At 62.1% G+C, this 23,719-nt stretch carries 19 protein-coding genes; 8 read left to right on the top strand and 11 right to left on the bottom strand.

Annotated features, from left to right (window positions below; genetic code table 11):
- Nucleotides 1–117: 117 nt before the first annotated feature.
- The gene (locus tag FFR93_RS28130; RefSeq protein ID WP_138395556.1) at nt 118–1,527 is read right to left on the bottom strand and encodes an XRE family transcriptional regulator; all 1,410 of its coding nucleotides are present in this window, start codon (nt 1,525–1,527) and stop codon (nt 118–120) included.
- 191 nt (nt 1,528–1,718) lie between these two features.
- Here FFR93_RS28130 and aceA point away from each other — a divergent pair, with 191 nt between their 5' ends.
- Together aceA and FFR93_RS28120 are read left to right on the top strand one after the other, a co-directional pair.
- The gene (gene aceA / locus FFR93_RS28125) at nt 1,719–3,008 is read left to right on the top strand and encodes an isocitrate lyase (RefSeq protein ID WP_138395555.1); all 1,290 of its coding nucleotides are present in this window, start codon (nt 1,719–1,721) and stop codon (nt 3,006–3,008) included.
- Between the two features lie 21 nt (nt 3,009–3,029).
- Nucleotides 3,030–3,266: a hypothetical protein gene (locus tag FFR93_RS28120; protein ID WP_064800722.1), complete on the top strand. Its 237-nt coding sequence runs from the start codon at nt 3,030–3,032 to the stop codon at nt 3,264–3,266.
- Between the two features lie 113 nt (nt 3,267–3,379).
- On the opposite strand, the gene FFR93_RS28115 is transcribed toward FFR93_RS28120, so the two are convergent.
- Complete coding sequence (locus tag FFR93_RS28115; RefSeq protein WP_138395554.1) at nt 3,380–4,249, bottom strand: LysR family transcriptional regulator; 870 nt, start codon at nt 4,247–4,249, stop codon at nt 3,380–3,382.
- Nucleotides 4,250–4,336: 87 nt separating this feature from the next.
- On the opposite strand from FFR93_RS28115, the gene FFR93_RS28110 reads away from it, so the two are divergent.
- Entirely contained in the window at nt 4,337–4,591 is a 255-nt protein-coding gene (locus tag FFR93_RS28110; RefSeq protein ID WP_138395553.1) for a hypothetical protein, read from the top strand.
- On the opposite strand, the gene FFR93_RS28105 is transcribed toward FFR93_RS28110, so the two are convergent.
- The 4 genes from FFR93_RS28105 to FFR93_RS28095 form a co-directional block, all read right to left on the bottom strand.
- Complete coding sequence (locus tag FFR93_RS28105) at nt 4,564–6,411, bottom strand: methyl-accepting chemotaxis protein (RefSeq protein ID WP_138395552.1); 1,848 nt, start codon at nt 6,409–6,411, stop codon at nt 4,564–4,566. The genes FFR93_RS28110 and FFR93_RS28105 overlap by 28 nt on opposite strands.
- A gap of 173 nt (nt 6,412–6,584) precedes the next feature.
- Nucleotides 6,585–9,116 (bottom strand): HAMP domain-containing methyl-accepting chemotaxis protein, encoded by a 2,532-nt coding sequence (locus tag FFR93_RS28100; RefSeq protein WP_138395551.1) that lies wholly within the window; start codon nt 9,114–9,116, stop codon nt 6,585–6,587.
- Between the two features lie 307 nt (nt 9,117–9,423).
- Nucleotides 9,424–9,567: a hypothetical protein gene (locus tag FFR93_RS41065; RefSeq protein WP_167358980.1), complete on the bottom strand. Its 144-nt coding sequence runs from the start codon at nt 9,565–9,567 to the stop codon at nt 9,424–9,426.
- 143 nt (nt 9,568–9,710) lie between these two features.
- Nucleotides 9,711–10,892, bottom strand: coding sequence for an NAD(P)/FAD-dependent oxidoreductase (locus FFR93_RS28095; RefSeq protein ID WP_171049273.1), 1,182 nt, complete (start codon nt 10,890–10,892; stop codon nt 9,711–9,713).
- A gap of 125 nt (nt 10,893–11,017) precedes the next feature.
- Between FFR93_RS28095 and FFR93_RS28090 the strand changes: the two genes are divergently transcribed.
- The 5 genes from FFR93_RS28090 (at nt 11,018) to edd (ending at nt 17,976) form a co-directional block, all read left to right on the top strand.
- A complete protein-coding gene (locus FFR93_RS28090; protein WP_138395549.1) occupies nt 11,018–12,454 on the top strand; it encodes a glutamine synthetase family protein in 1,437 nt (478 codons plus the stop codon).
- Between the two features lie 8 nt (nt 12,455–12,462).
- Nucleotides 12,463–13,758, top strand: coding sequence for an FAD-binding oxidoreductase (locus FFR93_RS28085; protein WP_138395548.1), 1,296 nt, complete (start codon nt 12,463–12,465; stop codon nt 13,756–13,758).
- Between the two features lie 134 nt (nt 13,759–13,892).
- Nucleotides 13,893–15,368, top strand: coding sequence for a glucose-6-phosphate dehydrogenase (zwf, locus tag FFR93_RS28080; RefSeq protein WP_138395547.1), 1,476 nt, complete (start codon nt 13,893–13,895; stop codon nt 15,366–15,368).
- Nucleotides 15,369–15,378: 10 nt separating this feature from the next.
- Nucleotides 15,379–16,077 carry a 6-phosphogluconolactonase gene (gene pgl / locus FFR93_RS28075; RefSeq protein ID WP_064709905.1) on the top strand — a complete coding sequence of 233 codons (699 nt, stop codon included), beginning with the start codon at nt 15,379–15,381 and terminating at the stop codon, nt 16,075–16,077.
- Between the two features lie 78 nt (nt 16,078–16,155).
- Nucleotides 16,156–17,976, top strand: a complete 1,821-nt coding sequence (gene edd, locus FFR93_RS28070) for a phosphogluconate dehydratase (RefSeq protein ID WP_138395546.1) — start codon at nt 16,156–16,158, stop codon at nt 17,974–17,976.
- A gap of 186 nt (nt 17,977–18,162) precedes the next feature.
- On the opposite strand, the gene FFR93_RS28065 is transcribed toward edd, so the two are convergent.
- The 5 genes from FFR93_RS28065 to FFR93_RS28045 form a co-directional block, all read right to left on the bottom strand.
- Nucleotides 18,163–18,516, bottom strand: coding sequence for a hypothetical protein (locus FFR93_RS28065; protein ID WP_009996042.1), 354 nt, complete (start codon nt 18,514–18,516; stop codon nt 18,163–18,165).
- A 176-nt stretch (nt 18,517–18,692) separates the two neighbouring features.
- The gene (gene ugpC / locus FFR93_RS28060; RefSeq protein WP_064709903.1) at nt 18,693–19,781 is read right to left on the bottom strand and encodes a sn-glycerol-3-phosphate ABC transporter ATP-binding protein UgpC; all 1,089 of its coding nucleotides are present in this window, start codon (nt 19,779–19,781) and stop codon (nt 18,693–18,695) included.
- Nucleotides 19,782–19,802: 21 nt separating this feature from the next.
- Nucleotides 19,803–21,455: an alpha-glucosidase gene (locus FFR93_RS28055; protein ID WP_138395545.1), complete on the bottom strand. Its 1,653-nt coding sequence runs from the start codon at nt 21,453–21,455 to the stop codon at nt 19,803–19,805.
- A 32-nt stretch (nt 21,456–21,487) separates the two neighbouring features.
- Nucleotides 21,488–22,651, bottom strand: a complete 1,164-nt coding sequence (locus FFR93_RS28050) for a carbohydrate ABC transporter permease (protein ID WP_064709901.1) — start codon at nt 22,649–22,651, stop codon at nt 21,488–21,490.
- Nucleotide 22,652: 1 nt separating this feature from the next.
- Nucleotides 22,653–23,666, bottom strand: coding sequence for a sugar ABC transporter permease (locus tag FFR93_RS28045; protein ID WP_138395544.1), 1,014 nt, complete (start codon nt 23,664–23,666; stop codon nt 22,653–22,655).
- Nucleotides 23,667–23,719 lie beyond the last annotated feature (53 nt).

The raw sequence follows: 23,719 nt of genomic DNA, 5'->3' as shown, positions 1-23,719 counted from the left end.
TTTTGTTCGAAGAGCCCGCATCCGCGGACATCTGTTCCCTCTGGTTTTGCCCGCAGACTAAGAAGGAATTTCTAAGCCCACAAGCGCAAAAAAAATGCGCCTTCAATCATTTCACAATCACCGGAAGTCGAAGGCGCTAAGGCCCGCCACCATCTCGTCGAGCCCGAGCGGTCGCGTTACCGGCGGCTCGGCGCGGGAAAGGCAACCGCGCCGCTCGCAAAGCCGACAGGCCGGCCCGATCGCAACCGGGTCGAGCGCCGCCGCCTGCCCGTAGACCGTGCCATCTGCGAGGGCGGCATCGCAGCCGACGAGAATCGCGGTGCGCCTGATCCTTTCTCCGAATTCGACGCTCGGCCCCTCCAGGGTTCGGGCAACCGTCAGGAAGGATGCGCCATCAGGCATGACGACCGTCTCGGCGAGAATCTGGCCCGGTTGCAGGAAGGCGGCGTGGATATTGAGCTTTGGACAGCCGCCGCCGAAACGAGCCTGCGGAAAGCCCTGGGCGCCGGCGCGCCGCAGCCGGTGGCCGGCCGCATCGATCTCGACCAGGAAGAAGGGGATGGCTGCCGCCCCGGGTCGCTGCAGCATCGTCAGACGCGTTGCCGCATGGCCGAAGGAGACGCCGAAACGCGCGCGAAGAATATCGATGTCGTAATGAGTCGCCTTGGCTGCCGAAAGGAAGGCTTCATAGGGCATTGCCAGCGCCAGGGCCGCAATGCGGGCAAGCTCGAAGCGGGCGATGCGACGCGCCTCGGCGGAGGAAAGCGAGAGATCGTCGAGCTCGGCATCGATGGCCGGCAGCAAAGCAAGGGTCGCTGCCTCGACTGATATCTCGTGCGCACGATCGGCCGGCGACAGCCGTTCCGAGATGAAAAGCCGCATCGAATGACGGTCGAAACGGCGGCGCAGATCCGGCATGACGTGTACGGGCAGGACGCGCACCGCAATGCCGCGTTCGGCGCGCAGCCAGTCCTTCAGCCCCGCCGCAAGATCGAGGCCGCCGGGCAACGTCGCAGCAAAGGCTTCCGCCGCTGTCTCGATCCGCCCAAAATAGCCCGATCGGCGCTCCAACGTCTCGCGCAGCTCGTCCAGCGGCAGCCGGCCGGCCGCAACGGGCGCATGCCCCTCGGCCACCATCAGCGCCGTCAGATCGGACAGCCGGGCTGCCTGTTCCCTGTAGGCGCGATAGAGCTTGATCATGCCGCTTGCGGCATTCGGCGCCGCCTCGGCCACCTCCACCAATTCCTGATCGCCCGGCAGCTCGCCTGATAGCAGCGGGTCGGCGAAGACCTCCTTCAGCTGGCCGAGACTGCCGCCGGTCTGCCCCCGCAACTCCTCCAGATCGACCCGGTAGACGGCCGCGAGCTTCAGCAGGAGCTGCACCGTCAATGGCCGCTGGTTGCGCTCGATGAGGTTCAGGTAGGAGGGCGAAATCTCCAGAGCCTCTGCCATCGCGGTCTGAGTCAGCGCCAGCGCATTGCGGATGCGCCGAAGCTTAGGACCTGCGAAGATCTTCCGTTCCGCCATGTCACACCTTTGACAAAGACGAGGAGCGTTCTATTTACAAAATTTTACAAATTCACAGCGCCCCTCTGTCAATCCTCGTCATCTTAACCTCTTTCCCGCCCCAAAATCAAAGGTTTTCCTGGCCATAACGACTTAAATTGTCAATCTTGTCATTCATTCATCCGGTAACGGTTTTCAGCGAGGAGAGCAACATGACCGATTTTTACAAGCTTGTCCGAAACGCACCAGCGGGCCGCTTCGACGGTATCGAGAGGCCCTATTCGGCCGCTGACGTGCAGCGGCTGAGAGGATCGGTGGCGCTCAGCCATACGCTCGCCGAAATGGGCGCGGATCGCTTGTGGCAGCTCATCCATAAGGAGGACTTCGTCAACGCGCTCGGCGCGCTCTCCGGCAATCAGGCCATGCAGATGGTGCGCGCCGGGCTGAAGGCGATCTACCTCTCCGGCTGGCAGGTGGCGGCCGACGCCAATACTGCATCGGCGATGTATCCCGACCAGTCGCTTTATCCCGCCAATGCCGGGCCGGAACTTGCAAAGCGCATCAACCGCACGCTGCAGCGCGCCGATCAGATCGAGACCGCCGAAGGCAACGGCCTCTCCGTCGACACCTGGTTTGCGCCGATCGTTGCCGATGCGGAAGCCGGTTTCGGCGGGGCGCTCAACGCCTTCGAGATCATGAAGGCCTATATCGAGGCGGGTGCAGCAGGCGTCCATTTCGAGGACCAGCTCGCTTCGGAGAAGAAATGCGGCCATCTCGGCGGCAAGGTTCTCATCTCGACGGCCGCCCATATCCGCAATCTCGACGCCGCTCGGCTCGCCGCCGACGTGATGGGCGTGGCGACGCTGGTCATCGCCCGCACCGATGCGGAAGCGGCAAAGCTTTTGACATCGGATATCGATGAGCGCGACCAGCCCTTCGTCGACTATGATGCCGGGCGCACGGTCGAAGGCTTTTACCAGGTCAGAAACGGCATAGAGCCTTGCATCGCCCGTGCCGTGGCCTATGCGCCGCATTGCGACCTGATCTGGTGCGAGACCTCCAAGCCGGATCTCGAACAGGCGCGTCGTTTTGCCGAAGGTGTGCACAAGGTCCATCCCGGCAAGCTGCTCGCCTATAATTGCTCGCCTTCGTTCAACTGGAAGAAAAATCTCGACGAGGCGACAATCGCAAGGTTCCAGCGCGAGCTCGGCGCGATGGGATACAAGTTCCAGTTCATCACGCTGGCCGGCTTCCACCAGCTGAACTACGGCATGTACGAGCTGGCGCGCGGCTACAAGCAGCGGCAGATGTCGGCCTATTCGGAGCTGCAGCAGGCCGAATTCGCCGCAGAGGCGAACGGCTATACCGCCACCAAGCATCAGCGCGAGGTCGGGACCGGCTATTTCGACGCCGTGTCGCTCGCCATCACCGGCGGCCGGTCCTCGACCACCGCGATGCACGATTCAACCGAACATGCGCAGTTCAAACCAGCTGCGGAATAACCAGAAGAGGAGGATAAGATCATGGCATCCATCGCACGCGTCCGGGAACGGGCCGAGGAGCAGGCATCCAGCATGAGCGAGGATCAGCAGACGACGATCCGCATGCTCGCCAACGACCTGCATCGGCTGAACCAATCCGTCATGAAGGCCGTCGAGGCCGGCGTTTCTGTCGAACTGGTGCGCTCGGCCCGTCATCACGGCGGCGACGGCAATTGGGGCGACCTGTTAATCCCGGTCGTGGTCACCAACCGGCACTGACGAAGTAGCCGGCAGCCTGGGCACTCCGCTCTGTCTGCCCTCGATCACAGCGTCCGCGCCTCGAAAGAATGCGCGGACGCCTCATCGTCTTTCCGTCTTCCGGCCCCTCGGCATCAGCCGCGGCTTGGACGCTTTCCGGCGAAGAGATCGGCATAGCTTCGGATGAGCTTGGTCATGCGGTCGGCTACCGTGCGGATCTCCGGACGATGGCGGTCCTCGGCATTCATGACGATCCATTGGCGGTGGCGCAGTTCCGGCAATTCTCCGCCCTGGCGCTGCAAGTCGGGATGGAGATCACCGACGAAACAGGGAAGCACGGCCTTGCCGGCGCCGGCGCGCACCAGATCCGGCAGCGAACGCGGTCGGTTTACGGTGGCGACGATCCCGGCCGCGGCATGACTATGCGGCCAGCGCAGATAGGCCGAGATCGCCTCCTCCTCGCCGACGGCAATCCAGCGCTCGTCGGTCTCGGCGGCATTGCGTCTGCTATAGACGGCGTAGGCCACCTCCCCGAGCTGGCGAGCGGCAAGATTGCCCTCTTCCGGCTCGAAAGCGCGAATGCCGATATCGCTCTCGCGATAGGCAAGATTTGCCCTCGCTTCGCCGATGGTGAGCGAAATTGCAAACGCATCGCCCGGCATGCGGATCGCGGCGAAATTCTCCGTCAGGAGCCAGGCGATCCAGGTGCCGGCGGTGATCCTAACGGTCGTACCGCCCTCACCCGACTGCCGCCAGGCTTCGACCTTGCGGGCGGCGGCCTCCATCTCCTGAAGGTGATCGAGCAGCGCCTGGCCATCCCCAGTCAGGCGATAACCGGTCTGGCTGCGCGAAAACAGGGCGCGGCCGACCTCCTGTTCGAGTTCGAGCATGCGCCGACCAATGGTCGCCGGGCTTAGCCCGCTTGCGGCACTGGCTCCCGTCAAGCCGCCGAGCCGGGCGACCTGCAGGAAAAGCTGATAGGAATCCCAATTCGCGTTTTTCATCAATGAAAAACATAGCGGGGATTTCACTGTTTATAAAGACAAACTTGATGCCTAAATCGTGAGATGTCTTGAAGGAAAGGACATCCCATGATCGACATGATCACCATTGTAGGCGTCCATGGATTTCGCCACCATCGCTGGCCGAGCGGCAGCAAGGCGGACGAGGATCAATTCTATGCCGAGTTCGGAGACAGCAGCACGGTCCGCTTCGCCGCCTGGCTGACCTCGCTCGATCTCATCATCAAGGGCGCCGCGTCAAAGGAAAGGCGCCGCACGGATGGAGCTAAATGCTGCGGCGGCCGTGGCCGGGCTCCTCAGGCGACTTTCCTTGCGCCGAAGTGAGCGGCCGCAGGTTCCGCGCCGATGCGGAAACGCTCGATCAGCGCCATCAGCGTATCGGCCTCGCCGGCGAGCAGGCGGCTTGCCTGCGTGGTGTCGGCAACCATCGACGCGTTCTTCTGAGTCATCTGGTCCATGGCGTTGACCGAACTGTTGACTTCCTGCAAGGCGGCCGACTGATCGCGGCTGGCGGTGGCGATGGTCTCGACATGGCCGCTGATCGCGATGATCTCCTGGCTGATCGAAGCAAGGACGCTGCCGGTCTTCTGGACGAGTTCCGAGCCGGCCGTCACTTCGCGGCTTGACGTCTCGATCAGAGACTTGATCTCGCGCGCCGCGTCAGCCGAGCGCTGGGCAAGCTCGCGGACCTCCTGGGCGACGACGGCAAAGCCCTTGCCCGCCTCGCCCGCCCGCGCCGCCTCGATGCCGGCATTCAGCGCCAGAAGGTTGGTCTGGAAGGCGATATCGTCGATCACCTCGATGATCTGCTCGATACGCTGCGAGGCACCTTCGATGCGCTCCATGGCGGCGACGGCATCACCGACCACGGCGCCGGAATTGTCGGCCGTCTTCTTGGTTGCGGCCACGACATTGTTGGCTTCGCGGGCACGCTCGGCGGAGGAGCGGACCGTGACGGTGATCTCTTCCACCGCCGCTGCGGTTTCTTCGAGACTAGCCGCCTGCGCCTCGGTGCGCTTGGACAGCTCGCCGGCAGAAGCGGAGACGGCGCCGCTGTTGCGCTGTATCGTCGAGGCGCTGTCACGGATGCCGGACAGCGTATCCTGCAGACGCAGAAGGGAAGCGTTGAAATCGACGCGCAGTTGCTCCAGTCGGCCGACGAAGGGCGTGCCGATCGTCTGCGAGACATCACCCTGCGACAAGCGTCCGAGGCCCGCTGCAAGCTGACTGACGGCAAAATCGATCTGGCCGTCGAGCGAGCGCTTGTCGGCATCGTTCCTGGCGCGTTCGGCATCGCTGAGCGCGCGCTGTTCGGAGGCCTCGGTCTCCAGATCGCGCCGGGCGCGGGCGCTGTCGCGGAAGAGCGAGAGCGCCCGACCAATCTCGCCGAACTCGTTCTTCTTCTCGAGACAGGGGACCACCCTGTCGAGATCCCCCGAGGAAATTGTGTGGACGCTCGCGGTCAGCGCCTGCAGCGGCTTTACCGACAGGCGGATCGCATAGAAGGCGAGAACACCCACGAGCAGCATGACGACGGCGCCGATGCCGAGAACCAGGATCAGCAACTCATTCATGCGCTGATAGTAGAACTCCATCGGAATGCCGATGAAGAGAATACCAATATTGGCGCTCGACGCGTTTTTGATCGGGAAGTAACCGGTCATGAATTTGCGGCCGAATAGCTCGGCCGGTCCGTAATACGCCTCGCCCCGGGCGAGAACCGCCTGGGCCGGGTGTTCGGCTGCAAGCTTGGTGCCGACGGCGCGATCGCCGTTTTCCTTCTTCACATTGGTAGATATGCGGACGTAGTCGCCGCCCTGCTTCTGGAAGATCGTCGCGACACCGGCGATCGATTGCGCGGTGCGGTCGACAAGCGAATGATCGGCAAGGACCGGAACCGCCTCTTCCGTGACCGTGGCGAGCTGATTGTCCTTCACCTCGATCTTCGCGGCCGGGTCAGCCGCGCCGTAGAGCACAGCCATCGAGCGGGCGGCGTTCCGGGCGTCGGAGACAGCTCCGTCCATCACGTGGCGGCTCAGATTGTAATAGATCACGCCGACGATGGCGGCCGTGCTGATCGCCAGGAGAAACAATGTGATCGCAACGATCTGGCGAACGATAGACGTAGAGAAAAAGCGCAGCATCAAAACCCCCGACGGCAACGAGGGCTAAATTAGAGGAAAAGCGTTAAGGAAAATTTTCCGTAAATCTGGGTCGCCCGAGATATTCGTCCGTCCCGTTTGCGGGCGATTTCTACCCAACACGCAAACGGCCCCGGAAAACCGAGGCCGTTCGGATGACTGGACATCGGCCTTGATCACGCGGCGCGGTAGACCTGCGCTTCGGCAGCCTCACCATGGATCTTGAACTGCTGGATGAGGCGTCGCAGCGCATCGGCCTCGTCGGCCAGTTCGCGGCTGGCGGCGGTCGTCTCCTCGACCATGGCGGCGTTCTTCTGCGTCATCTGGTCCATCTGGTTTACCGTCGAGTTGACGCTCTGCAGCGCGTTCGACTGATCATGGCTGGCGCGGGCGATCATCTCGACATGCTGGCTGATCGTGACGATCTGGGCGCTGATCTTGGCAAGCACCGTCCCGGTCTCCTGCACGAATTGCGAGCCGGAGCTGACCTCGCTGGTCGACTTGTTGATCAGGCCCTTGATCTCCTGCGCGGCGGCGGCGGAGCGCTGGGCGAGTTCGCGCACTTCCATGGCGACGACCGCGAAGCCCTTACCGGCCTCGCCGGCGCGCGCCGCTTCGATGCCGGCGTTGAGCGCCAGCAAGTTGGTTTGGAAGGCGATTTCGTCGATGACGCCGATGATCTGCTCGATCTGGCGCGAGGCATCCTCGATGCGGCCCATCGCGTCGATGGCGTTGCTGACGACGACGGCGGAATCGTCGGCGCTGCGCTTGGCCTGGCGGACGATCTGATCGGCATCCTTGGCGCGTTCGGCCGACGAGCGGACCGTGACGGTGATCTGATCGACGGCAGCGGCGGTCTCTTCGAGCGAGGCAGCCTGCTGTTCCGTGCGCTTGGAGAGATCCTCGGCCGACTTGGCCATCTGGTTGCCGTTGCCCTGGATCAATTCGACATTGTCGCGGATCTGGCTCATCGTCGCCTGCAGGCGCAGCATCGAACCATTGAAATCCTGACGCAGTTGTTCGAGACGGCCGATGAAGGGGGTTTCGATCGTTGTCGAGATGTCGCCCTGCGACATGCGTTCGAGGCCGGCGGCAAGCTGGTTGACCGCGAATTCGATCTGGCGGTCCATCTCGCGCTTTTCAGCGTCATTGCGCTGGCGCTCGTGTTCGGCGGCAGCGCGTTCCTCGTCGCTCTGTTCCTCGATGCGTATCTTCGAGATGGCATTTTCCTTGAAGATGCCGAGCGCGCGGGCCATGTCGCCGATTTCGTCGTGGCGCTGCTCGCCTGATATGCTGGTATCCAGCGCTCCCTCGGCAATGCGGCGCATGGCGGCCGTAATCTGGCTGATCGGCCGCTGCAAGGTCAGCACCAGGGCGATGCCGCCGAGGATCGACAACAGGATGCCGAGACCGGTGGTCAGGACCGAGATGCTGTTTGCCTGGGTCCGCTCGGTGCCGGCCGTCTGCTTCTGCAACTCGGCGAAATCGGTCAGCTTCGTCCAGATCTGGTCGAGCTCCTGGCGGGCGGCGGCATAGGCCGCGACACGCTCACCGATCGTACCGACGATCTTCGAGCCACCGCTGGAAATGGCGTCGAGCGCCGGCTGGATCGCGCCGGATATGCCTTCGGCAAAGCCCATGCCGTTGGCGCTGGTGGTCAGCACCTGCATGTCCTTGCCGAGCGTGCCGGCCTGCTGCTGCAGGCGAACGAGGTTATCCTTGCTGGGATCGGCGAGGAAATCGGAAAGGACGATCTGCAGTGCATAGACGGAATTTTCCAGGCGCCGCGTATCCTGAAGAACGGAGTTGGTCTGGGCGATGCGGCCTTCGAGCTCGGCGAAACGCTGGGTCGCTTCGCGCATCTTCTGTGTCGCGGTCAGCTGCGTATAGGTCGAGGTCTGGCGGAAGCGCGACACGAGACGACCGAGTTCGGCGATGTTCTCGTCGGTCGGACTGGGCATCTGGGCGATCGCCTTGATGCTGTCGATGGTCGCGGCCAGGGCGTCGACGACGTTCTTCTGATTGGTCGGAACCGAAATGGCGATCAGGCGCTGGGATTTGATGACCTCCGGCATCTGTTCATTGATGAAGGCGATCTTGTCCTGCGGCGTCTGCGGCTTGCTGAAGCCGCTGGCGACGGTGCCGAGGAAATCGCCGCCCTTCAGCAGGCGATCGGCCGTACGAAGGGTAACGGTAGCGTCGCTCTCGTCGCGCTGCAGCGCGCTCTGCAATTCCTCAGCCTGATATGAAACGGTGAATCGGGTGCTGATCAGGCTCTTCTGCGCCGCGTCAATTTGCTCGTGCAGCGCCTGTTCCTGTTCATGCAAGCCCCAAAGCTTGTCCACCACGCCCGAAATGTCCTTGGTGCGGGTTGAAGCTTCCGCGAGACTGTCGCGGCCAGCCGCCTCTTCACCGACCTGGTCCAGCGTCTGTTCGAGCACGCCCTGCTGCGCCTTCAGATCCGCAAGCAGCTTGTCGCGCGCCTCCGAACTGGTGACGCGCAGGAAATCATCCATGGAGCCGTAAAGATCCTTGAACCCGCTCAGCGACTGCAGCACGCTGTTGGATATTTCCATCCGCCCCTGGAGAAGCCCGGATGCATAAAGGCCGGTCAAACCGACCGCCGAAATGGTGACGACAAAGGGCAGAACGAAGATCAGAACCTTCGTCTTGATCTTGAAGCGGGATAGAATCTTGTCAATCAACATAGCGTTCCGGGCCTTTCATACACTACTCCTCCCGCGGGCAGCCATGAGGCGCCAGCCGAGTGCACATCGGACTATTCTATTTCCATTGGGAAACCCGGAGGCCAGGCGGCAGTCATTGCCAGTTCATGTCCAAGCAGACTTGGAAACGCCCAAATAATCGCGGGCAATTGTGTCAGATTAGATATTAATTTTCAGATAAGCAGTAGTGGCGGCTTGAGCCAAGGCAGTGAAATAACTGCAAATATGCGCCGCGCGGCCGCAATGGCAATCGGAAGCCGGCAAGTTTGTCTTCAGATACCGGGGCAGATCAGATGAGATGGGCGAGCAGCAGCGCCAGGCTGGCGGCGGTCGCGCCGGCTGCGAGCATCAGGTATCGCAGGGTGGCCATCCGGGCGTCAGGTTTTGCCTGGGTGATTGCGATGGCGCGGGCGCGTCGTGCGTTTCTGTTCATGCTCGAAACCTCACTCTTATGACACTACAGTCCAACAAAAATGCTTGCCGGTAAAGCTTAATTTGGGAAAAGCTCTCACAGACGGCAATTGAGACAGGATGGCGCACCTCTCTTAAGAAGTCTTGAATCGATATAGCGGATATCTACGCGCATTCACCGGCGGCAAAGCCGGAGGCCCAGGCCCATTGGAAATTATAGCCGCCGAGCCAGCCGGTGACGTCGACGCATTCGCCGATGAAATAGAGGCCGGGCACGGCCCTTGCCTCCATGCTGCGGGAATCGAGCGCCGCCGTGTCGATGCCGCCGAGCGTCACTTCGGCGGTGCGGTAGCCTTCAGAGCCGGAAGGTTTGACGATCCAGTCCTGGGCGCCGGCGGCAAGGCGCTGCAGCGTCCTGTCCGGCAGGTCGGCCATATTGCCGGTAATATTTTCGCGCTCGACGAGAAACTGCGCCAGCCGCTTCGGCAGGATCTCCCCCAACGCCGTCTGGGCCGATTGGCGGCCATTCAGCTGCTTTGCCGTCTTCAACTGCGCGGCGATATCGACATCCGGTTCGACCGCAACGACGATCTCGTCGCCCTCCCTCCAATAGGAGGAGATCTGCAGGACGGCCGGTCCGCTTAAGCCCCGATGGGTAAACAGCAGGGCTTCGCGAAAGGCGGTCCGGCCATGGCGGATTTCAGCCGGGGCGGAAATGCCGGCAAGCGGCGCAATGCTTGCGAGCAGGCCGGGATCGAGCGTCAGCGGCACCAGACCCGGGCGGGTTTCGAGCACGGCCAGGCCGAACTGCTCGGCAAGGCGATAGGCAAAGCCGGTGGCGCCCATCTTCGGGATGGATTTGCCGCCGGTTGCGACGACCAGCGAGGATGCCTCGTAGACGCCTTGGCTCGTGGAGACGCGGAATCCCGCCGCCATCCTTTCGACGCCCGATATTTCGGTGCCGAGCTGCAGCACCGCGCCGACTGCACGCATCTCGTCCAGGAGCATGCGGATGATGTCCTTGGCGCTGTCGTCGCAGAAGAGCTGGCCAAGCGTCTTTTCGTGCCAGGCAATGCCGTGCCGATCGACCATGGCGATGAAATCGGCCGGCGTGAAACGGGCAAGCGCCGATTTGCAGAAATGCGGATTGGCGGACAGGAAATTCCTGGGCCCGGCATGGATATTGGTGAAATTGCAGCGACCGCCGCCCGAGATGCGGATCTTCTCGCCGGGCGCCCTCGCATGGTCGATGACCACGACCGAGCGGCCGCGTTTACCCGCGCGAATGGCCGCCATCATGCCGGCGGCCCCGGCGCCGATGACGATGACGTCGCTTTTGCGCTGCAAACTCTTTTCCCCGATCCAGTCGGCGTCTTCTTTTCCATCAAAGGGCGAAAGTCAACGTTTTCAGCCCCTCGCCAATTGGCAAAGTCCGGCTATGATGGCGCCACGATCAACCAAACCGGTGTGTCATGTCCCCAAAAAAGACGACGCTGAAGCCTGCCAGAAACGTACCCGCCTCGACGAAAACACCTCCGGACCCCGGATCTCTGCGCGGCGTTGCGAACTGGAAGGAAGCAGCACAGTGGCTGCGGGCCAGGGGCATCGAAGACATCGAATGCATCACCCCGGACCTTGCCGGCGTTCCGCGCGGCAAGATGATGCCGAGTTCTAAATTCACCTCGAACACCTCGCTGGCGCTGCCTTCGGCGATCTACCGGCATACGATTTCGGGCGAGTATCCGGAGGAGACGGAAAGCTTCCGATACGAGCCCCGTGACAGCGACCTGAAGCTGATGCCTGATCTGTCGACGCTATCGGTCGTGCCTTGGGAAAGCGACCCGACGGCCCAGGTGATCTGCGACATCGTCGATTCGGATGGCGGGGAAGTGCCCTATACGCCCCGCAACGTGCTGAAGCGGATCATGAGCCTCTATCATGATCGCGGCTGGAAGCCGATCGTTGCGCCGGAGATCGAGTTCTACCTGGTCGCCAAGAATGACGACCCCGACTATCCGCTGCACCCGCCCAAAGGCCGCTCCGGCCGCTCGATCCTCGGGGGCCAGGGCTACTCGATCGCCGGCATCAACGAATTCGACGAGCTGATCGACGACATCTATCATTTCTCCGAGAAGCAGGGGCTGGAGATCGATACGCTGATCCACGAAGAGGGCCCGGCGCAGCTCGAGATCAACCTGCGCCACGGCAACCCGATCGAGCTTGCCGACCAGGTATTTCTGTTCAAACGCACAATCCGAGAGGCGGCGCTCAAGCACGACATCTACGCGACCTTCATGGCCAAGCCGATGCAGGGCCAGCCGGGGTCGGCGATGCATATCCATCAGTCGGTCGTCAATATCGAGACGGGCAGGAACGTCTTTTCCAATGCGGACGGATCGGCCTCGAAGGAATTCTTCCATTTCATCGGCGGCATGCAGAAATTCGTGCCGAGCGCGATGGCGATGCTTGCGCCCTATGTAAACTCCTACCGGCGCCTGCAACCCGACATGTCCTGTCCGGTCAACAACGCCTGGGGCTACGACAACCGGACGACGGCCTTCCGCGTTCCGGTTTCAGATCCGCAGGCGCGGCGGGGGGAAAACCGGCTGCCGAGTTCCGACGCCAATCCCTATCTGGCGCTTGCCGCCTCGCTCGCCGCCGGCCTGCTCGGCATCATGAAACAGATCGAACCGACGGCGCCGACGGAGGATTCGGCCAATGAGGGCTCGATCGATCTGCCGCGCGGCCTGCTGGAAGCCGTCGCGCTGATGGAGGATGAGCCCGCCTTTGAAGAGGTGTTCGGCAAGCAGTTCATTGGCCTTTATGCCGGTGTCAAGCGGGGCGAGTTCGAGACCTTCATGCAGGTGATCAGCCCCTGGGAGCGGGAGTTTCTTCTGCTTAACGTGTGAGGGATGTCATGACACCGCAGCAGATGTGGCAGAGCCCGATCGCGCCCGGGCTGACCTGGTATCAGGCAACCGTCGGGGAGCGACCGACCTACGCCGCCCTCGACGGCTCGAGGACATGCGACGTCGCTATTGTCGGCGGCGGCTATACCGGCCTCCAGGCCGCCTATAACCTCGCCAGGTCAGGCGTTTCGGTGGTGCTGATCGAGGCCTGGCGCTTCGGAGACGGAGCGTCGGGGCGCAATGGCGGTCAGCTCGGCACCGGCCAGCGATGGTGGCCGGAAGAGCTTGAGGAAAAAATCGGCTACGAACGCTCGAAGGCGCTGTTCGATGTCGCCGAGGCGGCCAAGCGCCATCTTCTCGATTTCGCCGGAGAACATCAGATCGAGATCGATTATGTGCCGGGCCAGCTCAACGTCGCACACAAGGCAAGCTACGAACGCGACTATCGTGAGAATGCCGAAATCGCCGCTCAGCGCTACGGCTATCCGCACCTGAGCTTTATGGACGGCAAGGAAACGCAGGAGCGGCTCGGCTCGAAGCGATTCCACTGCGGCGTGCGTGATGTCGGCACCGGCCATATTCATCCGCTGAAGCTGCTCATCGGGCTGGCGCGAGTGGCCGCCAATGCCGGCGCCGCCATCTTCGAGATGACCCCGGCAAAAGCGGTCCGCCAAGGCGGCGGCAAGGTGACGATCGAAACCGAAAAGGGGACGATCACCGCCGAGCGGGCGCTGATCGCCTGCAACGGCCATATCGGCAATCTGGAGCCGGTGACGGCAAGCCATGTCATGCCGATCCGCTCCTTCATCGGCGCCACCGTTCCACTCGAAAACTATCCTGATGTGCTGCCGGGCGGCGAGGCTGTCGCCGATTCGCGCTTCGTCGTGCGCTATTTCCGCAAATTCGAAGGCCGCCTGCTGTTCGGCGGACGCGAGGCCTACACGGCAGACAATCCTCGAGACATATCGCAGCATATCCGTCGGCAGATCGGCGAAATCTATCCTGACCTGAAAGACATCGAGATCACCCATGCCTGGGGAGGCAGCGTCGGCATTACCATGCCGCGCCAGCTTTTCGTGCGGGAGGTGATGCCCGGCGTCACCTCGATCGGCGGTTATTCCGGCCATGGCGTCATGCTGTCAAACTACTGTGGCAAGCTCTACGCGGAAGCGGTGCTCGGAAAATCCGGCGATCTCGACCTGTTCAAGTCGCTCGATATTCCCGCATTCCCCGGCGGAGCCTGGATGCGGGCGCCGTTGCTTTTCCTCGCCTTGTCGTGGTTTGCGCTTCGCGACAAGTTTTAGTCCGATTGCGGATTTCCTCTTCCGGGAATTCGCTCTAAAACCGGTGCCTGACAGATTCATTGCACTGCACACTGGCTTTTTTAAATCGATTAGATTAAAAGGGCCGCCAACCAGCCTGATTGAGAGACAAGCTCATGAGCAGCCAGATCATTCCCGTTGAGCCTTTTGATTACGTCGTCTTCGGCGGCAGCGGCGACCTTGCCGAGCGGAAGCTTTTGCCTGCGCTCTACCATCGCCAGATCGAGGGTCAGTTCTCGGAACCGACGCGCATCATCGGTGCCTCGCGCAGCCCGCTTTCGCATGAAGAATACCGCAAGTTTGCCAAGGATGCGCTGACGGAGCACCTGAAGAAGGGGGAATATGACGAAGCGGAGGTGGAGAAGTTCTGCGATCGTCTCTACTACGTCTCCGTCGACGCCCGTACCGATACTGGCTGGGATCAGCTGAAGAAACTGCTCGACGAAAGCCGGGACCGGGTGCGCGCCTTTTATCTGGCGGTCGCGCCCGGCATCTTCGGCGACATTTCGCAAAAGATCCACGATCACAAGCTGATCACCAGATCGACCCGCATCGTCGTCGAAAAGCCGATCGGCCGCGACCTCGCCTCGGCGCTGCAGCTCAACGACACGATCGGCCGCGTCTTCAAGGAAGAGCAGATTTTCCGCATCGACCACTATCTCGGCAAGGAGACGGTGCAGAACCTGATGGCGCTGCGTTTCGCCAATGCGCTCTACGAGCCGTTGTGGAACGCCAACTACATCGATCATGTGCAGATCACCGTAGCGGAATCGGTCGGCCTCGAGGGCCGCGCCGGCTATTACGATACGGCCGGCGCGCTGCGCGACATGGTGCAAAACCATATCCTGCAGCTGCTCTGCCTGACGGCGATGGAAGTGCCTTCGTCGATGGATTCGGAAGCCGTTCGCGACGAGAAGCTGAAGGTGCTGCGCGCCTTGAAGCCCCTCGACGCCTCCAATGTCGAGCAGGCGACGGTTCGCGGCCAATATCGCGCCGGCGCCTCTGGCAGCGGCCCGGTCAAAGGCTACCTCGAAGAACTCGAAGGCGGCGTCTCGAATACCGAGACCTTCGTCGCCATCAAGGCGGAAATCAACAACTGGCGCTGGGCCGGCGTGCCCTTCTATATCAGAACCGGCAAGCGCCTGACCGGCCGCATGTCGGAGATCGTCATCACCTTCAAGCCGATCCCGCACGCGATCTTCGACCAGGCAGCCGGGCGCATCGTCGCCAATCAGCTGATCATCCGCCTGCAGCCCGATGAAGGCGTCAAGCAGTCGCTGATGATCAAGGATCCGGGTCCGGGCGGCATGCGCCTGCGCAACGTGTCGCTCGACATGAGCTTCGCCCAGGCGTTCAACGTCCGCAATCCAGACGCCTACGAGCGTCTGCTGATGGACGTGATCCGCTCCAACCAGACACTGTTCATGCGCCGCGACGAAGTCGAGGCCGCATGGAAATGGGTGGACCCGATCCTCAAGGGTTGGGAAACGACCGGCCAGCAGGTGCAGGGCTATACGGCCGGCACCTGGGGCCCGAGCCAGGCCATCGCGCTGATCGAGCGCGACGGCCGCACCTGGCATGACGACATCTAGGACGACATCGATGGCATCGACCCTGCATTCCTTCGCCAGTGCCGCAGACCTCGCCAGCAGCCTCGCCGACAAGGTCGCCGACAAGCTGTCGGCGGCAATCGCCGCCCGCGGTGCGGCGTCCATCGCCGTTTCCGGGGGCTCGACTCCGAAGGCCTTCTTCCAGGCGCTTTCGACGCACGACATCGCCTGGGACAAGGTGACGATCACGCTGGTTGACGAACGTTTCGTGCCGGCCGACAATGCGCGCTCGAACCATTTGCTGGTCGATGCCAACCTCTTGCAGAACAAGGCGAAGGCGGCGCGTTTCGTGCCGCTTTATCAGCCAGCATCCTCGGTCGGGGAGGCCGCCCGGCTTGCGACGGTAAAGAGCGCCGAAATCGGCATCCCCTTCGACGTCGTCATCCTCGGCATGGGCGGCGACGGCCACACGGCCTCGTTCTTTCCCGGCGGCAGCAATCTTGCCCGGGCGCTCGACGCGTCGACGCCGCGCAGCGTCATCACCATGGAGGCGGAAGGAGCCGGAGAGCCGCGCCTGACCTTTACCTTCTCCAGTCTTCAGGATGCCGCACTCCTGGTGCTCCATATCGAGGGCGAAGGCAAAAAAGACGTTCTCGCCAAGGCGGAAGGCAGCGGTGACGAGGCAGAAATGCCGATCCGCGCCGTTCTGCGCCGGGCCGCTTCCCCGGTCGAGATCTACTGGGCTCCCTGATCGGCCCCAGAACCGGGTCCGGATTAAGGCCGGAGCCGCCGAAAGAGATAGAGACAACGAATAAGGCAGGGATTTTCCATGTCCGCTCATGCACGCATTTCTGCGATCACCGATCGCATCGTCGAACGCTCCAAGCCGACCCGCGAGCGCTACCTGGAACGTGTGCGCGCCGCCGCTTCCAAGGGTGTGCAGCGCTCGGTGCTCGGCTGCGCCAACCTCGCCCACGGCTTCGCGATCTGTTCCCCCGCCGAAAAGGACGCGCTCGCCGGCGACCGCATACCCAATCTCGGCATCATCACCGCCTATAACGACATGCTCTCGGCCCACCAGCCGTTCGAGACCTACCCGGCGATCATCCGTGAGGCGGCCGCCGAGGCAGGCGGTGTCGCCCAGGTGGCCGGCGGCGTGCCCGCCATGTGCGACGGCGTCACCCAGGGACAGCCGGGCATGGAGCTTTCGCTCTTCTCGCGCGACCTGATCGCCATGGCGGCCGGCGTCGGCCTGTCGCATAATATGTTCGATGCCGCCCTCTTCCTCGGCGTCTGCGACAAGATCGTCCCCGGCCTCGTCATTGCGGCGCTGTCCTTCGGCCATCTGCCGTCGATCTTCGTCCCCGCCGGCCCGATGACGACGGGACTGCCGAATGATGAGAAGTCGCGTGTGCGCCAGCTCTTTGCCGAGGGCAAGGTCGGGCGCGCCGAACTGCTGGAGGCGGAATCGAAATCCTATCATGGTCCCGGCACCTGCACCTTTTATGGCACCGCCAACTCCAACCAGATGCTGATGGAGATCATGGGTTTCCACTTGCCCGGGTCCTCCTTCATCAATCCCGGCACGCCGCTGCGCGAAGCACTGACGCGCGAAGCCGCCAAGCGGGCCCTGGCGATCACAGCGCTCGGCAACGAATTCACGCCGGCGGGCGAGATGATCGACGAGCGCTCCGTCGTCAACGGCGTCGTCGGCCTGCATGCCACCGGCGGCTCGACCAATCATACGCTCCATCTCGTCGCCATGGCCCGGGCAGCCGGCATCCAGCTGACTTGGCAGGACATTGCCGAACTTTCGGAAGTCGTGCCGTTGCTTGCGCGCGTCTACCCGAACGGCCTTGCCGACGTGAACCATTTTCAAGCCGCCGGCGGCATGGGCTTCCTCATCAAGGAACTGTTGAAGCACGGCCTGGTGCACGACGACGTGCGCACCGTCTTCGGCCAGGGCCTCGAAGCCTATACGGTCGATGCCCGCCTCGGCGAAAACAACAACGTCCTGCGCGAGCCGTCGCCGGAGAAGAGCCATGATCCGAAGGTTCTTTCCAGCATCGAGACGCCTTTCCAGGCCAATGGCGGGCTGAAGATGCTGCGCGGCAATCTCGGCAAGGCGGTCATCAAGATCTCCGCCGTCAAACCGGAGCGCCATGTCATCGAAGCGCCGGCGATCGTCTTCCACAGCCAGCAGGAACTGCAGGACGCCTTCAAGGAAGGCAAGCTCAACCGCGATTTCGTCGCCGTCGTCCGTTTCCAGGGACCGAAGGCGAACGGCATGCCGGAACTGCACAAGCTGACGCCGCCGCTCGGCGTGCTGCAGGACCGCGGATTTCGCGTGGCGCTGCTCACCGACGGGCGCATGTCCGGCGCATCCGGCAAGGTGCCGGCGGCGATCCACGTCACGCCGGAAGCGGTCGACGGCGGCCCGATCGCCCGCATCAGGAACGGCGACATCATTCGTCTCGACGCGATCAAGGGCACGCTTGAAGTGCTCGTCGATGCCGCCGATCTGGCCGAACGCGAGCCGGTGAGCATCGATCTCTCCGATAATGAATTCGGGATGGGCCGCGAGCTCTTCGCTCCTTTCCGCCGTGCCGTCGGCGCTTCGGATCAGGGCGCCAGCGTGCTCTTCCACTGAAGCGACATTGGAGCGGTTCAGCTTTTCACCGAAGCGCAGAACCGCTCTAGCCTTTTGTTCTTGCGCAATTACGGACGGAAAACCGCTTCGCACTTTTCCTGGAATTGCTCTAGTTTGAATAAACAAAACCCGCGGAGCGCCTGAAGCGTCCCGCGGGTTTTTCTATGACCGGTCCGAGACTATCCGTCAGGCGCGGATGTCGAGGACGTAATCCTTGTGCGCCGGGTGGGTGCTGTAGACGAAGATCTTGTTCAGTTCCTTCTGCGTCAGCAGACGCAGGAAGCGGACCTCGATCGTGTTGTTGGCGTTGACCTTCATCAGCAGGCAGCCGACCTTGGTGATGCGGGCATCCGGAATGTCCAGATAGAACTGCTTCGGCAGGTTGAACTGGGTCAGGATTGCGAGTGTCGCGCTGCTCATCGAGATGCGGACAATATCGCAGCGGCGCGAAGCCGCATGCATGACGCCCTTTTCCGTATATTCGATGCGCGCGGCGTTCATGGTGTCCTCCATCTTGAACCGCGCCTCGCGGTCATACATGAAGGATTCTTCCTTGCTCAGGAAATGAGATCTTGGCTGTGACGGATTGGAAGCGGCCACGTGCTTATCCCCCTCATAAATCGATGAGGAAAAGGTAGCAGCCGATCTTTAACAGAAAGTGAGAATTCGGCCGCCCGTGCACAATTCCTGGGATTACCACCCCAAAAATGGCCGCTTCATTTCCGGTATGTATGGCCGGTCGCGTCAAAGAGATGGAGCTTCTGCCGATCGGCGGCAAAACGCATCTTCTGGCCCTTATGGACATCGTAGATGCCTGGCAGCTTGACGACGATCGGCTCGCCGGGAACCAGGCCCTCGATATAGAGCAGCGTTACTTCGCCGAGCGCTTCGACGATCGACACCTCGCCCTCGAAAACATAGTCGGCGCCGTCGGCGATCCTCAGATCTTCGGGACGGACGCCGAAGCTCGCCTGCTTGCCCTTCTCGGACGCGTCAGTCGCCACATCTAATGTCACCGACATGCCGCCGGTCAGCGTCACGGTCGTCTGGCTGCCGGTTTCCGCGATCGTGGCGGGAATGATGTTCATGGCGGGCGAGCCGATGAATTTCGCGACGAAGAGGTTGGCGGGGCGCTCGTACAGCTCCAGCGGCGCGCCAACCTGCTCGATATTGCCGGCGGAGAGGACGACGATGCGGTCGGCGAGCGTCATCGCCTCGACCTGGTCATGGGTGACGTAGATCATCGTCGTATCGGCCATCTGCTCGTTGAGACGGGCAATTTCGATACGAGTGGCGACGCGCAGCGCGGCATCGAGGTTGGACAGCGGCTCGTCGAACAGGAAGACCTTGGGATCGCGGCAGATGGCGCGGCCGATCGCCACGCGCTGACGCTGGCCGCCCGACAGCGCCTTCGGCAGCCGGTCGAGATATTTGGTCAGCTGCAGGCTCTCGGCCGCAGCGCGGACGCGGCGTTCGATCTCCTGCTTGTTTTCGCCGGCGATCTTCATGCCGAAGGCCATGTTGTCGTAGACGGTCATGTGGGGATAGAGCGCGTAGGACTGGAAGACCATGGCGATGCCGCGCTTCGACGGCGGCACGTCATTGACGAGCTGGCCGTCGATATACATCTCGCCGCCGGTGATCGCCTCGAGGCCGGCGATCATGCGCAGAAGCGTGGACTTGCCGCAGCCGGACGGACCGACGAAGACGATGAATTCACCCTGCTTGATATCGAGGTCGATACCATGGAGAACATCCACGGAACCGTAGGATTTGCGGATGTCCTTCAGTGTCAGTCCAGTCATTTTTCTCTCCCCTCCTGATCCTTAGGCGAGACGGGCGAAATACGCCCCCCACGCCGGAATATCGATCTTGTCGCCATAGTTGTTGCTGATAAAGCCATGGCCCGTCAACGCCTGCCATTCTCCCGCAGGCAGAGTGACGCTGGTCTCAGCCGGACTCATGTTGAAAATGCAGAGCAGCTTCTCGTCGCCATATTCGCGGGTGAAGACCAGACTATCTCCCTGCGCATCCTCGAATTCGATCTCACCCTTTGCAAAGGCCGGGTGTTGCTTGCGGAAAGCGATGAAGCGGCGATAGTGCTCCAGCACCGAAGTTTCATCGCCCTGCTGGACGCTAACGGCGCGCAGAATGTGCTCGACCGGCACCGGCAGCCAGGGCTTGACGGTGGAAAAGCCGCCCTGGGCGACGTGGCTGTCCCAGACCATCGGCGTGCGGCAGCCGTCGCGGCCCTTGAACTCCGGCCAGAACTGAATGCCATAGGGATCCTGCAGATCCTGATAGGCAAGATCGGCTTCCGTCAGGGCCAGTTCCTCGCCTTGATAGAGGCAGACGGAACCGCGCAGCGTCATCAGCAGCGAGGCATAGAGCTTGGCGAAAGCGTCGTGATCGGCGACCAGTCCGCCCCAGCGGCTGACGTGACGCATGACATCGTGATTGGAGAAGGCCCAGCAGGCCCAGCCATCGGGTGCGGCGGCTTCGAAATCTTCCATCACCTCCTCGACGCGCTCCGGCGTCAGCGGATCGGGCGCGAGGAACTCGAAGGCATAACACATGTGCATCTTGTCATTGCCGGAGGTGTATTCGCCAACGATTTCGAGGCCGCGCTGGCTGTCACCCACCTCGCCGACGGCGGCGATTGCCGGGAACTCTTCGAGGACGGCGCGGAAACGCTTCAGGAAGGCAAGGTTCTCCGGCCGGTTCTTGTCGTAGATATGCTCCTGGAAATTATAGGGATTGACCGCCGGCGCCGTCGACGCGTTGCGCCGCTCGGGCGCAAGCGCGGGATTGTCGCGCAAGAGCGGATCGTGGAAATAGAAATTGATGGTGTCGAGGCGGAAGCCGTCAACGCCGCGATTGAGCCAGAAGCGCACGACATCCAGCAGGCGGTCCTGCACTTCCGGGTTATGCAGGTTCAGATCCGGTTGCGAGGTCAGGAAATTGTGCAGGTAGTACTGCATGCGCGTCGGATCCCACGCCCATGCGGAACCGCCGAAGATCGACAGCCAGTTGTTCGGCGGCGAGCCATCGGGCTTGGCGTCGGCCCAGACATACCAGTCTGCCTTGGCGTTGGTCTTGCTGGACCGGCTTTGCACGAACCAGGGGTGCTGGTCCGAGCTGTGGGAGATGACGAGGTCGATCATCACGCGGATGCCGAGGCGATGGGCCTCAGCGATCATCGTGTCGAAATCCACCAGCGTGCCGAAGATTGAATCGACATTCTCGTAATCGGAGACGTCGTAACCGAAATCGCGCATCGGCGAGGTGAAGAAGGGCGAGATCCAGATCGCGTCGACGCCGAGGCTTGCCACATGCGGCAGACGGGCGGTGATGCCCTTCAGGTCGCCGATGCCGTCGCCGTTCGAATCCTGGTAGGAGCGCGGATAGATCTGATAGATCACCGCGCCGCGCCACCAGTCCTTGTCGGCGGTCAAGATCGATTGAGAAGCCACGTTCATAAGTTATCCTGTTCGTCACATTTGGGGAATGGTCAGCCGCCCTTGACCGAGCCCGCCAGCAGACCACGCACCAGATAACGCTGCAGTCCGAAGAAGACGAGCAGCGGCACGACGATGGTGACGAAGGCCGACGCCGTCAGAATCTCCCAATTGCCGCCGCGCGAGCCGAGCAGCGCGTTCAGGCTGCCGGTCAGCACGAGGTGATCCTTGTCGGTGCCGAGGAAGACCATGGCGACAAGGAGATCGTTCCACACCCACAGGAACTGGAAGATGGCGAAGGAGGCGAGTGCCGGGAAGGACAAGGGCAAAACTATGCGCGTGAAGATCTCGAAATCGCTTGCGCCGTCGACGCGGGCGGATTCGATGATCTCTTTCGGCAGGCCGGCAATATAGGCCCGCAGGAGAAAGATGGCGAGCGGCATGCCGAAAGCGGTATGCGCCAGCCAGATGCCGGGATAAGTCTTCGACGGCTGGCCGAGCATATTGCCGACCTCGTTATAGAGGCGCAGCAGCGGGATCAGCGACATCTGCAGCGGCACGACGATGAGGCCGACGACGAGGGCTATCAGCAGCGCGCGGCCGGGAAACTCCATCCAGCTCAAGGCATAGGCGGCAAAAGCGGCAATCAGGATCGGGATGATCGTTGCCGGGATCGTCACCGTCAGGGAATTGATGAAGGACTGGCCGATGCCTTCGCCGGTTAGAACCGTATTGTAGTTCTGCAGCGTGAATTCCGGCGGCGCTGAGACGGACACGTAGATGCGCCGCGGCCGCTCGTCAGGCGAAAAGGCCGTGTTCTTCATGTAGCGATAGCTGCCGTCGCTGTTGATCTGCAGCGTTTCGCCGTCGCCGAGATCGGCGGTCATACCGGCGTCGAAAGCGGCCGGCTGCTGCACACGGTTACCGAAGGCTTTTACCGAGCGGCCGGTCTGCCCTTCCAGCACATTGCCCGAGATGACGTAGTTGGCGCCTTCCTGCCGCTGCTGGTCGGGCGTGCCCAGACGCACGGCGACGGTCTGCGTCGAGCCGACGAAGGCTGTCCACCAGCCGGAGACGACGATCTGGTCCTTGTCGCGCAACGCGCTGACGAAGATGCCGAGCGTCGGGATCAGCCAGATGATGACGATCAGCAGAACGGCGAGGTGAACGAAGAGGCGGGCGGGGCCGATCTTGAAGTAACTTCCGACAGCGGTCATCTCAATGGCCCTTCAGTTCGCGATTGGCACGGCGCACGTTCCAAATCATGATCGGCGTGACGGCGAGCATGATGATGATGGCGATGACGGCGCTTCGGCCGGAATCGCCACCGCCGCGGAACATCCAGTCGAACATCAGGTTCGCCAGCACCATCGTCTGCCATTGGCCGTTGGTCATGGTCAGCACGATGTCGAAGACCTTGAGGACGAGGATGGTGATCGTCGTCCAGACGACGGCGATGGTGCCCCAGACCTGCGGCACCATGATGCGCCAGAAGATCTGCCAGCCATTGGCGCCGTCGATGACGGCGGCCTCGATCGTCTCCTCGGGGATGCCGCGCAGCGCGGCCGACAGGATGACCATGGCGAAACCGGTCTGGATCCAGATCAGGATGATCATCAAGAAGAAGTTGTTCCAGAAGGGAACCGAGATCCAGACTTCGGGCGTGCCGCCGAAAAGCTGGACGATGGCGTTCAAGAGGCCGATCTGAACGTCGTTGCCGCCGCGATACTCATAGATGAATTTCCAGATGACCGAGGCGCCGACGAAGGAGATCGCCATCGGCATGAAGACGATGCTCTTGGCGATATTGCCCCACCAGATGCGATCGGTCATCACCGCGATGACGAGGCCGAAGAAGGTGCAGGCGGCTGGCACGACGGCGAGCCAGAGGATGTTGTTGAAGATCGACTGGCGGAATTCGCGGTCGCCAATCGCCCATTTATAGTTGGCGACACCGACGAACTGCAGACCGGTACGGTCATAGAAGGAGAGAATGAAGGTCGCAACGACGGGATAGACGAGGTAGACGAAAAGCAGGAAGAGCGCCGGGCCGAGAAACAGCCATGGACGGATGACAGCGCGGCGGTTGAGATTGCGCGATGCGGCGCGTACGTCGCCGTCGCTCACCGGCAATGCGAGATCCAGGATCTTGTTGGAAAAATAGAAATAGGCCGAGCACGCGACAACGGCGACGAACACGACGACCAAAGCGGACACTATCTGCGACAGCATTTCGTCCCTCCCCTGCTTCCCCTGATCTTATTCCGATCGACGTTCATTCTGAC

The organism is Rhizobium sp. MHM7A (genome assembly GCF_005862215.1).
Classification (GTDB): domain Bacteria; phylum Pseudomonadota; class Alphaproteobacteria; order Rhizobiales; family Rhizobiaceae; genus Rhizobium; species Rhizobium bangladeshense.
Note: the sequence above shows the minus strand (reverse complement) of the source record. Positions and strands in the feature narration are given on the sequence as shown.